A 12,412-nucleotide genomic window follows, 5' to 3' on the forward strand; every position below is an offset into this window, starting at 1 on the left:
TGCCCAAAAGCGCACCCGTCCGGCCGCCGGCTCCGCTCCCTTGAAATCTTTATACGTTGTGACCGTTTACTGCCGGTAATGACGGTGGAAGCGACCAGTGCTGGAGCCATCCTCTTCCGCGACACCCGTGGCCACCGGGAGTACCTGCTCCTGAAGAGCCGACCCGGGGACTGGGAGTTCCCGAAAGGCGGGGTCGAAGGCGACGAGGAACTTCAGCAGACTGCGATTCGAGAAGTGAGTGAGGAAGCCGGTATCGAGGATTTCCGCCTCATCGACGGCTTTCGCAAAGAGTACGACTACGTCTTCGAGGCCGGAGGCAACACCATCCACAAGACGGTGCACCTGTTCATCGCACGCTCGTTCGAGGCGAGTGCGGAACTCTCCAACGAGCATCGCGACCTGCAGTGGCGCGACTACGACCAAGCGATAAACACCATCACGCAGGACGGCCCCCGCGAAATCCTCGAAGAGGCCCACGACTATCTGGACGAACTCGTCACCGAGGCGGAGTCTGGTGAAGGGAAGCGGACCTATCTCGGGTAGGCCGCGCGACCCGCCGTGGGCGGCGCCCGACCGTCCATGACCCATCCCGGCGACAGCGAGTTCGGATTCGAACTCGTCACCTGCCGCTGGGCGGAGCGGGCGTGGCCCCCCGACCGCGAGACGGAGGCCGTTCCCGTCGTCGGGCGCCAGTTCGGCACCCAGCGGCGGCGCTGGGACACCGTCGTCGTCGAGGCCGACCCCGACGCTCTCGCCGCCCGTGCCGCCTTCGGTGACGCGGCGCTCGATTCCGACCTCCTGCATATCGTCCGGAACGCACCCGCGGAGTGGGCGTGGTACCGCGACGCCCTCCCGCATCCGGGCTACCCGTGGCGCTACGTCCGCGCGGCGATTCACCGCGCCGCCGACCGCGGTGTCGTCGAGACGCGACGCGACGGCAACCGCATCCAGATTCGCCGAATCGCGCCCTACCCCGACTGGGTTCGGCGCATCGTCGCTATCGAGAACAAACCGGACCTCGACGCGAGCGCGGCGCGGGCGCTCGCCGACCAACTCGACCACGACGTGTCGACGGCGCTCGCCGACGAGGTGTGGGTCGCTACCGCCGCGACGGGCGAGACAGTCGAACCCGCGTTGCTGGAGGACATTCCCGTCGAAGCGGGTGTGTTGGCGCTCGATTTCGGCGGCGAGGGCTTACCGGAGGCGAGCGTCGCGTGGCACCCCGCCGCGCTCGATACCGACACCGCGAGCGACAAGCGACTCGAAATCGCCGAGCGGGTGTACGGCGACGGCTGGCGGTCGTACGTCGACACGATGCGCTCGGACTGTCGGTGGTTCGAACTCCGTGAGGAACACGGAACGCTCGTCCCGTGGTGTGGGTCGAAGACGTGTCACCCGACCGCCGCGGAGTGTTCGGGGTCGTGTCCGGAGTTCCAGCCCGAACCCCCGTCGTGGCGGACGCGTGGCTGGCCAATCGAGGGCGGGCCGGGGAAAGGCATCGAGCGCTTGCTCGACCGGCGGCGGCGCGAGCGGCGCTAGACGATTTCGACGTCGACGTCGTCGCGCTCGACGGCGAGTTTGAACGTCGGCACGGTCCGGTACACTACCTCGACGACGCCCTTGCGCCGGAGGCTCTGGAGCGCCTCGCGGACGGCGTCGACGTCGGGGTCGGCGTCGTACGCCGCTCGGACCTTCTGGAGGACGCTCACGACGCTCTCGGCGCGGTCATCGGGGCCGGCGACCACCTCGAACACCTGCGCTTCGAGTTCGGGGACGCGGATGACCTGCGGGCCGTCCTCGTCGCCTTCGAGGCCGGGTTCGACGCCGGTGATGTCGGCCGCCTCCGGCGTCGCGCAGATGTAGCTGTCGTCGTTGCGGTAGTAGTAGTCGCTCAGATGCTCTTCGAGATAGCCGTGGACCTCGCTACCGCTCTCCATCTCCCACCGCTCCTGTAGTTCCTTGTTCTTCGTCGGCTGGAGGCGGACGATATCCGCCAGCCGGTCGCGCTCCGCTGCCGACAGTGTCATGGCCGGGCGATTCGCGCCTCCCCCATATCGGTGTTCCGCTCCAGTCACGTTCGGATATGCTAGTGACGTTATTGCCACCTCGAAAGCCCCGACTCGCTGGAGTCGGGAGCCTCGCTGCGCTCCTCGGCCTTCGGCCTGCGGTGCTTGCGTCGGCTTCCTTCCTCCAGCAGCGAGGGAGCTTCGCTCCCTCGGGCAACCGGGCGGCTTCGCCGCCCGGTGACGAGTCGCCCCTTTCAGTCCCGCCCTATGGCGGTCGCTCGGCCAACCGACGCGGGCGGGAATGAAAGGGGCCGTCCGCTCGCCAGCCGAGACGACGTAAGCACCGCAACGTAGTGAGGAGCGCAGCGAGTCGCAGGCGGCGAGCGGACGGGGGCTTTCGAGGTGCTACCGAGAGCACCACTCGAATCTAACCAGTATCACCGCTCCGCCCCGAACGTTTACCCTCGTGGCTATCGTCGCCATCTCCATGTCTTGGAACACCGTCACGCTCGACGTCGCCGATGGCATTGCGCGGCTCACGGTCGACCGTCCCGACGCACTGAACGCGATGAACACCGAGACGCTCGACGAAATCGAGGAAGCCGTCGCACAGGCCGAGGACGACGACGCGCGCGTCCTGATTCTCACCGGCGCGGGCGAGAAAGCGTTCATCGCTGGCGCCGACATCGACTACATGAAGGAGTTCTCGACGCCCGAGGCGCTTGCCTACGCGGAGCGTGGACAGGGCGTCGTTCGCGACATTCAGTCCTTCCCCGGCGTCACCATTGCGGCCATCAACGGCTATGCCTTCGGCGGCGGCTGTGAGTTCGCCCTCGCCTGTGACCTTCGGGTGGCGAGCGAGCGAGCCGTCATCGGGCAGACCGAGATTGATTTGGGCATCATCCCCGGCTGGGGGGGGACACAACTTCTCCAGCGGCTCGTGCCCGACGAGACGGCGCGCCGACTCATCTTCTTCGGCGAGCGCCTCGACGCGAGCGACGCCCACGAGCAGGGATTGGTCGGCGAAGTGGTCGCACACGACGAACTGTACGACCACGTCGACGAACTGGCCGTCGAGTTGGCGGCGAAGCCCCGACACGCGCTGTACGCGGCGAAGGAAGCGCTCGACGCCTTCCACGAGACGGGTCGCGAGGGTGGGATGACGGTCGAGCGCCGGGCGTGGAGCGGGCTGTTCGGCACGCCGGACCAGCGCGAGGGGATGGCGGCCTTCGTCGAGAAGCGCGACCCGGAGTTCGAGTGATAGGGCAACCATCTCTAAGTGGCGTGGGCTGTAAGGTTTCAGTATGAGCGAGCGCGTGAAACTGAACCGGGTCGAATCCGTGTTCGAGCGGCTCGATTACCCCGTCACTCGTGACGACGCGGCCGCCGAGTTCGTCGACGTGACGGTCACGTTCGCCGACGGCGAGGCGAATCTGGGCGAACTCGTCTCCGAGGTGGGGGGCGACGCCTTCCACGGCCCGGACGAACTGTACGCCGAACTCCAGAACGTCGTCCCCGTCGAAGCGGTGGGCGAACCCGGCCAGTCCGACGGCGACGCGTAACGTAGCTATTGAAACTATCTGAACACCAGAACACGGGATTCCGGACATCTGGTGTGTAACGGCTTTCAATCGCTACTGTAGTATCCGTGGGTTAAAGAGAATCGAGCCTCTCGGTTCGAGCCACCATGAAGTTCTGCGACGAATGCGGGTCGATGATGCAGACTGAGGACGATGCCTGGGTGTGTACCCAGTGTGGCCACGAGATGGCGCGAGACAGCGGCTCTGAAGCCGGTATGGTCACCACGCAGGCTCAGGAAGAGTCCGAGATTATCGAATCCAGCGGCGGGTCGAGCGGCCTCCCGACGACGAGCGCTAACTGCCCCAACTGCGACAACGACGAAGCCTACTGGTACATGCAACAGATTCGCGCGGCCGACGAATCCGAGACGCGCTTTTTCGTCTGTACCGAGTGCGAACACAAGTGGCGCGAAGACGACCACTAAGCGTCGCCTCGACGTACTCGTCTGCGGCCTGTCTCGCCGTCGATAACTCTTTTTCGTCGAGAACGAGCGCTTGCATTCCACCGTCGATGACGGTCATCAGAGGTCGAGCTACGTCGTCGGCGAAGCCGCCCGCTTCGATGTCGCGGTCGATTGCGTCCGCCAGCATGTGCCGAACCGACTCGTCGCTCTGACGGTTGTACCGCGGGCGACACGGCCGCTCGCGGAACTGCCGAGAGTCGGTCACACGGGGTCGCGGAACGCGATATCGACCCTCACACAACCCTTTTGACTGACTGGTTAGTAAGTCCGATAACATCCGTATGCACGACCTCCACCCCGACCTGCAGGACGCGGGGTGCCGGCCGCCCGGCCGCCCCGAACACGCCGCCCTCCCGAGTCCCGACGCTCGACCGATGCTGTCCGTCGACGAGGTGCCGCGATGACGCTCCGGACCCGGCTCCGCTCGATTTTCGCGGCGCCCGAGGAGATGGACCTGACCACCGGCGACATCGGCTGGCCCCTGCTTGTCCTGTCGCTGCCCATCGTCGTCACGAACCTCTTTCAGACGGCGTACAACCTCGCCGACACCTTCTGGCTCGGCCAGTACGGCACCGGTGCGCTCGCGGCCATCAGCTTCGCCTTCCCGCTCGTCTTCTTGGTCATCTCGCTGGGGATGGGCGTCTCCGTCGCCGGGAGCGTCCTCGTCGCCCAACACACCGGCGCCGACGAGCGCCGACAGGCCGAGTACGCGGCGTCGCAGACGATGACGTTTGCCCTCCTCGTCTCGGGACTGCTCGGAATTGTGGGCTACTTCCTCGTCGAGGAACTGTTGGGCCTGCTCGGCGCGTCGGCCTCTGTCCTCCCCATGGCCACGCGCTACATGGAAGTCGTCCTGCTCGGGATGCCCTTCATGTTCGGCTTCTTCGTCTTCGTCGCGCTCATGCGGGGGTACGGGGACACCGTCACGCCCATGCTCGTCATGTTCGGGTCGGTCGTTCTCAACATCGCCATCGACCCGTTCCTGATTTTCGGCTGGACCGTCGTCGAGAACGCCCCCCTCGTCGGTACCGTCGCGTTCCCGGAGATGGGCATCGAGGGCGCCGCCGTCGCCACCGTCTTCTCCCGCAGTCTGGCGCTTCTGGTCGGCCTCTGGATTATGCTTCGGGGCGGCCGCGGGGTTCGCATCCACCTCCGCGACATGGTCCCCGACCTCTCGTATCTCCGCCGTCTCGCAACCATCGGCCTGCCCGCCTCCATCGAGGGCACGGGTCGAGCGCTGTCGATGAACCTCTTGCTGGTCATCGTCGCGCTCTTTCCGGAGACGGTTGTCGCCGCCTACGGCATCGGTACCCGCGTGTTCTCCGTCGTCTTCCTGCCCGCCATCGCAGTCGCTCGCGGCGTCGAGACGATGACCGGACAGAACGTCGGCGCCGGCGAACCCGCCCGCGCCGAACGGGCGACCACCCTCGCGGCCACGGTGCTGTTCGGCGTCCTCACCGCCGCCGGCGTCGTCATCTGGGTCGCCGCCGCGCCGATTGCCGACCTGTTCACCACCGACCCCGCGGTGGTCGATTCCGCCGCGCAGTTCCTCCGCTACGTCGCGCTCTCCTTTGGATTCATCGGCATCATGCGCGCCTACACCGGGAGTTTCCGCGGTGCCGGCGAGACGCTCACCGCCGCGGCCATCTCCGTCCTCATGCTCGGCGTGATTCGGTTTCCCATCGCGTGGTTCGCCGCCCCGATACTCGGCCCGTCCGGCATCTGGGTCGCCTTCGCCGTCTCGAACGTCCTCGGCGCCCTCATCGCCTACGCGTGGTACCGCCGCGGGACGTGGCGCGAGGGTGACGCCTCGACGGCGGTCCCCGTCGACACCGAGGCGTCGATGGGCGGTGACTGACCCCCGCCAACGTATATCTGCGTCGCGCCGTGAGTTCGTGACATGGTCGCCCCGCCGTCCGTCGCGGCCGACCTCGACGACTGGCGACGCGTGAGCGACGGGACGGAGACGCTCTTTTCGGCCGGCGGCGTCTCCGTCGAGGCCCGCGTACAGGTGTACGAAGACGACCACCTCCGCGCGGCGGTCCGGGAGCGAACCGGCGTCGACCGAAGCTGGCGCTTTTTCCTCGTCGCGCGGCTCGAACTCTCGCCGTCGCCGCCGATATCCGGCCCCCTCCGCGGCCTCGTCGCCTCGCGAGCGAGCCGTGGCTTCGCCGACCGCCTCGAAACCCGCGGGTTCGAGCGCGTGGAGCGCCGGGAGCGTCGGACGCTCCGCATCGGCGACGACGAGGCGCGCCTGTTCGGCTACGACGCCCACTGTCGGGTGGCCGACCTCGACCTGTCGGTGGACGGCTGGCTCGCGGTGTGGGCGCCCGACGAGGCGTTCAGGCTCGCCGGCGGCGCGTATCCGACTGGCGTCGACGGCGAGGGCGAGACGGCGGCGGCGCTCACCGACTGTCTCGACCCATCGGCGTTCCGGTCGGAGCTGTTCGAACTACTCCGTGCGACCGGCTGAGTTCGCGCGCCACTCGGTGAGGGCGGTTAGAAAGAGCCCACCGAAGGCGACCGAGAGCGGGTCGACGCCCAGCGCCCGCGCGACCGGCCCCGCGTCGCGTCCCGGCGTCGCCCGGGCGACGCTCCGGCCGCGGACGCGAACGTCGAGACGCACGTCGGCGCGAAGCAGAGGGTCCAGAACCGCCGTCGTCCGCCCTCGTTTCAGCGCCCGAACCGCGGCGAGCGACGGGGCGTCCACGACGACGAGGTCGCCGTACCCCCGAATCGACACCGCCGCGCCGTCCACGGTGAGCGTCAGGTCGGCGTCGACGTCAAGTGGCGGCGACTCGCTCACTCGTCGTCGCTTCGGTCGCGGGTTCGGATGCGGACGGTGCCGTCGAGTCGCCATCGGGCGTGGTCGGCGTCCGGCCCCATGCGGTCCGGGACGCGTATCTCCAAGTCGTCGAACTCGTAGGTTATTTCGGCGCCTCGACCGGTGAGGCGTTCGTAGAGGCCCACGGCCAGTTCGGGCCACGTCCGCACGTCGTCGATGTCAGCGCGCTCCCGACTCATGGCTCGGGATTTGCCGGCCATCCACTTATACCGTCGGTCGAAACCAGTTGGTAGTATTCAGATTAGCGCGCTCAAACTGGAAGCACCTCGAAAGCCCCGACCCGCTGGAGTCGGGGGCCTCGCTGCGGTCCTCGGCCTCCGGCCTGCGGTCCTTGCGTCGGCCACCTTCCTCCAGCGGGTCGCCCCTTTCAGTCCCGCCCAGCGGCAGCCGGTCGACCAGCCGGCGCGGGCGGGACTAAAAGGGGCCGGCGTCTCGGCGTACCCGGACGACGCAAGCACCGCAACAAAGTGAGGAGCGCAGCGAGTCCCGGGAGCCGAGACGCCGGGGGCTTTCGAGGTGGTCCCAAATTCATCCGCTTATCTAAACAGCGCCCAACCAGTTACTCCCACCGCGCGACGGTGAGGAAGCCAGTGTGGCCCACGCCGCGGGTGTCGGGGCGCGAGCCCCGGTCGTCGAACTGCATCTCGCGCTGTATCGTCTCGTGGGTCGTCACGTCGGTCAGGCCCACGTCTTTGGCGGCCTCGACGGCGGCGCGCGAGCCCTCGACGAACGGCGAGTAGACGACGGCGAACCCGCCGCTCACCAGTAGGTCGGGCGCGTGCCGAATCACGTCGGGAGCGTCTTCCGTGTCGAGCGTTAGCACGTCGAATTCCCCGAGGCCGTCGAGGTGTTCCAAGACGTCCCCGGTTCGCACGTCGACGGTGTCGGACACGCCGGCGAGGCGCATATTCTCGCGAGCCACGTCGGCGAAGTCGGGGTCCTGTTCGTAGGTCACCACGTCGGCGTCGATGCGGCCCAGATAGGCCGCGAGGACGCCCGTCCCCGTTCCGGCGTCGAGGACGCGGTCACCCGCCGCGAGGCCGGTGAACCCGACCACGAGACCGATGTCGCGGGGCATCATCGGCGCGCCCGTGCGCTCGAAATGCTCGAAGAGGTCGGGGCCACGCGGTTCGCGGACGACGAACTCCTCGCCGAGATGCGTCTCCAGCCGCTGACCGGGGCTGACGTCTTCGGGGACCGTGAGCACGCCGAGGTCGGTCTGCAGTTCTTCGCCGGGCGCCCGGAGATACTCCCGGTCGCCGCGGACCAGAAGAATCACTCGAGTCGGGCGATGGCCGCCGCCAAGTCGCCGTCCGCCGCCTCCAGCGCCTCGCGTGCCGCGTCCGTGCTCACGCCGGCCCGGGTCGCGACGAGTTCGACATCGTCGTCGGGAATTCCGCCCGACTCGCTCGCGCTTTCGTCACCGCCGCTCTCGATGGCGCCTGCCGACGCCGACCCACCCTCGCGGTGTTCGGGTTCGCCGACGACCTGATACGTCTCCTGTCCCTGTGCGTCCATCCGCGTCACCTGCGCGTCGGAGAAGACGAGGTCCTCGTCCTCTGTCCGAATGACGACCTCTTCGACGTCGAGTTCCGTCACGTCGATGCCCATCTGTTTCATCATCTGCTTCATCTTTCGCGGGTTCATACCGCCGCCACCAAACATAGCTCGTGGGAGGGTGTGCGTGGGCAAAAGGATGGCGAAGGGGCGTGGTTAACGGCGCCGTGCTACACGTGAGACTTGGGAAGCAGGTCCTCGAACCGCTGGTCGTCCAGCCAGTCACACAGTTGACAGAGCTGTTCGACCGCTTCCTCGAACATCCGCGCCCCCTTCTCGGCGGTGGCGTCGGTCTGGTCGCCGAGGACGCCGTTGCCCGTGTTGTCGGCGGCGTCGTAGAAGGTCCGCGCGCCGTGTTTGACCGTGCCCGCCGCCTCGACGTCCGGAACGCCGCCGTCTCGCGCCGCCGCCAACTTGTCGTCGCGGACGAGATGTGGGTGGAGATGCTGAATCAGTGCCGTCTCCTTCGGGCCGCCGTGTGGCCCGTTCTGCTCGAACAGGTCGTCGACGAGTTCGGGGATGCTGTCGTTCCACATCCACTCGATGGCGTACAGCACCTCGTCGTCGCGGAGGCGACGCCCCACTTCGCGGAGATGCTCGACGTTGCCGCCGTGGGCGTTGACGTAAATGACGCGGTCGATGCCGTGATACGCGAGGTTCCGGGTGAGGGATTCGACGTAGTCCCGAAATACGGGCGCGTCGACCCACATCGTCCCGTTGAATTGGCGGTGGTGGGGGCTGACGCCGACGTTGACCGTCGGCGTGCAGAGATACCCGGTTCGCTCCGCGGCCTCGCGGGCGAACGCCTCGGCGATGAGGTGGTCGGTCGCCAGCGGGAGATGCGGGCCGTGTTGTTCGGTCGAGCCGAGCGGGACGATGGCCAGCGACTCGTTCTCGAAGTAGTCGCCCAGTTCCGGCCACGTCTCGTCTGCGATGTACATCCTACCCGTGTTCCGGGAGGCACGCCCTTCAATCGTGCCACTCGCGGTTCGAACGGCGGGTGGCCGCCCCGTTCAGCCGTCGAGACCGCCGTCGGTCGTGGCCGGTCGGGTGTCGGCCGCTTCGGCCGTTTCCGCGGAGACTCCTCGGGCGTCGGCGGTGAACTGGTCGAGTAGCTCTTGGAGCGAGTCGGCCTGCTCCGTGAGTGACTGTGCGCTCTGGGACACGTCGGCGAGCGTCGAGGTCTGTTCCTCCGCGGCGGCGGAGACGTTCGCCGCCTCCGCACTCGACTGGTCGGCGACCCGTTCGACCTCGTCGAGCATCGAAACCACGTCGCTGGTCGAGGCGGCTTGGTCGTCCGTCGCGTCGCTAATCTCCCGGACGCCAGTGTGGAGGTCGCCGACGTGGTCAGCCACCTCGTCGAGGGAGGTGAGTGCCTCGTCGATGGTCTCGGCCCCGTGCTCGACGCCCTCGCCCATCGTCTGCATGTCGTCGACGGCGCCTTCGGCCGACGCCTGGATATCCCCGATTCGGCGGTCGATCTGCTCGGTGGCGTCGGCGGCCTCCCCGGCGAGCGACTTGATTTCGTCCGCGACGATGGCGAAGCCGTCGCCGTCCACGTCGGCGCGGGCGGCCTCGATAGAGGCGTTCAGCGCCAGCATGTTGGTCTGCTCGGCGATGTCGGCAATCAGGTCGACTATCTCGCTTATCTCGTCGATTTCCTCGGCCAACGAGACGACTTGGTCGACCGTCTCGTCGGTCTGGGTTTCGATTCGTGCCAGTTCGTCGATGGCGTCCGCGGCCGCGTCGCTCCCGGCGTCGCTTATCTCGGCGGCCCGTTCGGCGGTCGACGCCACTTCGTCGGCCGACGACGCCACTTCCTCGATGGCGCCGGAGAGGCTCTGCATCTCGCCCGAAATCTCCGTGAGCCGTTCGTCCTGCCGTTCGGCTCCCGCCGACACCTCCTGAATCGACTCGCTGACTTCGGCGCTCGCGCTCCGGACCTCCTCCGTGCTCGCGGTCACCTGTTGGCTCGCGGTCGCCACCTCGTCGGCGAACGACCGAATCCGACTCAGCGTCCCCTCCATCTCCGTCATCATCTCGTTGAACGACTCGGCGATGGTCTCCATCGCCGTACTCCGACTATCCGCGTCCATCCGCTGGGTCAGGTCGCCGTCGGCGGCCGCCGCCATCGTCTCCCCGAACGTCTCGGCCGTGGCCTCCAAGTCCTCGTTCAAATCTTCGACCTCGCGGCGGGCCGCTTCGGCGCTCTGCTTGGCCTCTTTCGCCTCGCGTTGTGCCTGCTCTACGTCGTCGCTCATGCGGTCGATGGTTGCACCGAACGCGCCCGGCACCTCCTCATCGAGCACCGGCGCGTCGAACCGTTGCTCCGCGACCGCTTCGGCCTGTGCCGCGACCGTCGAGAGGTAGGTCTGCATCTCGGCGAACGCCTCGGTCATCTCGCCGATTTCGTCCTCGCGGTCGGACGTTTCAACTTCGATGTCCAAGTTCCCCTCGGCGATGGCCTGTGCGTCCTCGGTGAGGCGGTCCAGCGCCGACACTGTGTCCCGACCGAGCGTCAGGCCGATCAGGAGGAAGCCGGCGAGGGCGATGCCGATGAGCGACAGGAAATCGCGCGTGACGATGCCGGCCAGCGCGTACGCCTCCGAGCGCGGGATGTGCGTGACGACGACCCAGTCGGCGCCCTCGACCGGTGCGTAGCCGACGACGAGGTTCTGTCCGGGCATGTCCATCACGCCCGTCTCCCCGTTCTGCGCCTTCCGGATGTGTCCGTCGCCGTACTGGTACTGTTCGAGCGCCGCTTCCTCGTTCTGGGCGAACTCGACGACACCGTGACTATCGACGACCTGTGTGAAACTGGATTCGGTCGGCGTTCGGAACCTGTCGGCTCGCGCCCGGGCGTTCGTGGTCAGCATGATGGCCCGCTTCGTCCCCTCGATGCGGCTGAGAAACGCGATTACTTCGGTGCCGTCCTGTCGGTAGCCCTCGGTGACGGCGACGGCCGAGGCGTCGTCCATCTCGAACGAGCCGCTCGCCCACGTCACCTCGGGCACCGTCGTTCCGACGCGGTCGTCCGCGGTACTCTCGACGATTTGCCGGGCTTCGAGGTCGACGTAGTGTATCGACCGAGTCGACTCGAACTGTTCGAGTTCGTGCTGTAGGGTCGCGTCGATGCGCTCCCGGTCGCCGGACCGAACCGATTCGAACTCGGAGAGCAGGCGCGCCTTCTGTCTGTTGCGGTCCAGCCACTCGCCGACCGCGTTCGCCTCCAGTTCGGCGACCGTCTGCAGTTCGTTCTGGCGCTCGTGGCGGAGTTCCTCGGTCACTTCCCCTTGGAAGAAGATGCCGGCGCCGGCCACGACGACCAACACGATAGCGACGATAGCTGCAAACTGTCTCAGGTAACTGTTCCGAACGAACGACGGTAGGAACCTCATTTCCCGTCCCCCACGATTCCTTCGGAACGATGCTCGTTGCTCCGTCTCTGGATTCCCCGATTCGACATACCCCCCAGTTACGACGATGGTATAAAGAGAGCAGGCCGATATTATCAAACGAGAGAACCTGCGACGGCGGCTAGCCCGTCCCGCCGGTCAACCGCTCGCGGCGACGCTCGAACTCCTCCTCGTCCACGTCGCCGGCGGCGTATCGCTCGCGGAGAACCGTGAGCGCGCCGTCCTCGCCGCCTCCGCCCTCACGGGTCGCCAGATACAGCGCCGCGGCGACGACACCGAGGACGAGTAGGACAAGCAGTAGCGCGAACCACCAGCCACCCATGCCGACGGCGGTACCGTGGCCCATACCGGCACCCCAGTGGTGGGCGCCCCCGCCCCAGTGTGGCCCGTGTCCGGGGCCGTGTGGCCCCCACTGTGCGACGGACAGGTCGGTGACGAGTGCTTGCATCCGTCTCACCTCAGTTGAAGATAAAGCGCCCGTCGTCCTTCCCCTTGCGCCGATTTTCGAACGCTGGGAATCGGGCGGCGGCGGGCGCTTCGAACA

Annotated in this window: 16 protein-coding genes; 8 read left to right on the plus strand and 8 right to left on the minus strand. The window is 67.2% G+C overall.

The window, feature by feature from the left end:
• Positions 1–78: 78 nt before the first annotated feature.
• Both ACQUSQ_RS01840 and ACQUSQ_RS01845 read left to right on the plus strand, forming a co-directional pair.
• On the plus strand, positions 79–543 hold the full coding sequence (locus ACQUSQ_RS01840) for a bis(5'-nucleosyl)-tetraphosphatase (protein ID WP_435066794.1): 465 nt from the start codon (positions 79–81) through the stop codon (positions 541–543).
• 36 nt (positions 544–579) lie between these two features.
• The gene (locus ACQUSQ_RS01845) at positions 580–1,539 is read left to right on the plus strand and encodes a DUF5787 family protein (protein WP_435066795.1); all 960 of its coding nucleotides are present in this window, start codon (positions 580–582) and stop codon (positions 1,537–1,539) included.
• Here ACQUSQ_RS01845 and ACQUSQ_RS01850 read toward each other — a convergent pair.
• Entirely contained in the window at positions 1,536–2,027 is a 492-nt protein-coding gene (locus ACQUSQ_RS01850) for a DUF5797 family protein (protein WP_435066796.1), read from the minus strand. The genes ACQUSQ_RS01845 and ACQUSQ_RS01850 overlap by 4 nt on opposite strands.
• A gap of 466 nt (positions 2,028–2,493) precedes the next feature.
• On the opposite strand from ACQUSQ_RS01850, the gene ACQUSQ_RS01855 reads away from it, so the two are divergent.
• The 6 genes from ACQUSQ_RS01855 to ACQUSQ_RS01880 all read left to right on the plus strand — a co-directional run bounded on the left by ACQUSQ_RS01855 (position 2,494) and on the right by ACQUSQ_RS01880 (position 6,523).
• Positions 2,494–3,267: an enoyl-CoA hydratase/isomerase family protein gene (locus tag ACQUSQ_RS01855; RefSeq protein WP_435066797.1), complete on the plus strand. Its 774-nt coding sequence runs from the start codon at positions 2,494–2,496 to the stop codon at positions 3,265–3,267.
• Between the two features lie 43 nt (positions 3,268–3,310).
• Positions 3,311–3,568 carry a hypothetical protein gene (locus ACQUSQ_RS01860; protein WP_435066798.1) on the plus strand — a complete coding sequence of 86 codons (258 nt, stop codon included), beginning with the start codon at positions 3,311–3,313 and terminating at the stop codon, positions 3,566–3,568.
• A gap of 125 nt (positions 3,569–3,693) precedes the next feature.
• Positions 3,694–4,011: a transcription factor S gene (locus tag ACQUSQ_RS01865; protein ID WP_435066799.1), complete on the plus strand. Its 318-nt coding sequence runs from the start codon at positions 3,694–3,696 to the stop codon at positions 4,009–4,011.
• Between the two features lie 320 nt (positions 4,012–4,331).
• Positions 4,332–4,454, plus strand: a complete 123-nt coding sequence (locus ACQUSQ_RS01870; RefSeq protein ID WP_435066800.1) for a hypothetical protein — start codon at positions 4,332–4,334, stop codon at positions 4,452–4,454.
• Positions 4,451–5,908 (plus strand): MATE family efflux transporter, encoded by a 1,458-nt coding sequence (locus ACQUSQ_RS01875; RefSeq protein ID WP_435066801.1) that lies wholly within the window; start codon positions 4,451–4,453, stop codon positions 5,906–5,908. Before ACQUSQ_RS01870 ends, ACQUSQ_RS01875 begins: the two co-directional genes overlap by 4 nt.
• Before the next feature lie 42 nt (positions 5,909–5,950).
• Positions 5,951–6,523, plus strand: a complete 573-nt coding sequence (locus ACQUSQ_RS01880; RefSeq protein WP_435066802.1) for a DUF6517 family protein — start codon at positions 5,951–5,953, stop codon at positions 6,521–6,523.
• Here the strand turns inward: ACQUSQ_RS01880 and ACQUSQ_RS01885 are convergent.
• The 7 genes from ACQUSQ_RS01885 to ACQUSQ_RS01915 all read right to left on the minus strand — a co-directional run bounded on the left by ACQUSQ_RS01885 (position 6,503) and on the right by ACQUSQ_RS01915 (position 12,316).
• Positions 6,503–6,856: a hypothetical protein gene (locus tag ACQUSQ_RS01885; RefSeq protein WP_435066803.1), complete on the minus strand. Its 354-nt coding sequence runs from the start codon at positions 6,854–6,856 to the stop codon at positions 6,503–6,505. The genes ACQUSQ_RS01880 and ACQUSQ_RS01885 overlap by 21 nt on opposite strands.
• Complete coding sequence (locus ACQUSQ_RS01890; RefSeq protein ID WP_435066804.1) at positions 6,853–7,074, minus strand: hypothetical protein; 222 nt, start codon at positions 7,072–7,074, stop codon at positions 6,853–6,855. The genes ACQUSQ_RS01885 and ACQUSQ_RS01890 overlap by 4 nt, the downstream gene beginning before the upstream one ends.
• 380 nt (positions 7,075–7,454) lie before the next feature.
• A complete protein-coding gene (locus tag ACQUSQ_RS01895) occupies positions 7,455–8,174 on the minus strand; it encodes a methyltransferase domain-containing protein (RefSeq protein WP_435066805.1) in 720 nt (239 codons plus the stop codon).
• Positions 8,171–8,560: a nascent polypeptide-associated complex protein gene (locus tag ACQUSQ_RS01900; RefSeq protein ID WP_435066806.1), complete on the minus strand. Its 390-nt coding sequence runs from the start codon at positions 8,558–8,560 to the stop codon at positions 8,171–8,173. Before ACQUSQ_RS01900 ends, ACQUSQ_RS01895 begins: the two co-directional genes overlap by 4 nt.
• A gap of 62 nt (positions 8,561–8,622) precedes the next feature.
• A complete protein-coding gene (locus ACQUSQ_RS01905) occupies positions 8,623–9,393 on the minus strand; it encodes a creatininase family protein (RefSeq protein WP_435066807.1) in 771 nt (256 codons plus the stop codon).
• Positions 9,394–9,465: 72 nt separating this feature from the next.
• A complete protein-coding gene (locus tag ACQUSQ_RS01910) occupies positions 9,466–11,850 on the minus strand; it encodes a methyl-accepting chemotaxis protein (protein WP_435066809.1) in 2,385 nt (794 codons plus the stop codon).
• A 139-nt stretch (positions 11,851–11,989) separates the two neighbouring features.
• The gene (locus ACQUSQ_RS01915) at positions 11,990–12,316 is read right to left on the minus strand and encodes an SHOCT domain-containing protein (protein ID WP_435066810.1); all 327 of its coding nucleotides are present in this window, start codon (positions 12,314–12,316) and stop codon (positions 11,990–11,992) included.
• Positions 12,317–12,412 lie beyond the last annotated feature (96 nt).

It is taken from the genome of Haloplanus sp. C73 (genome assembly GCF_051195115.1).
Taxonomy (GTDB): Archaea; Halobacteriota; Halobacteria; order Halobacteriales; family Haloferacaceae; genus Haloplanus.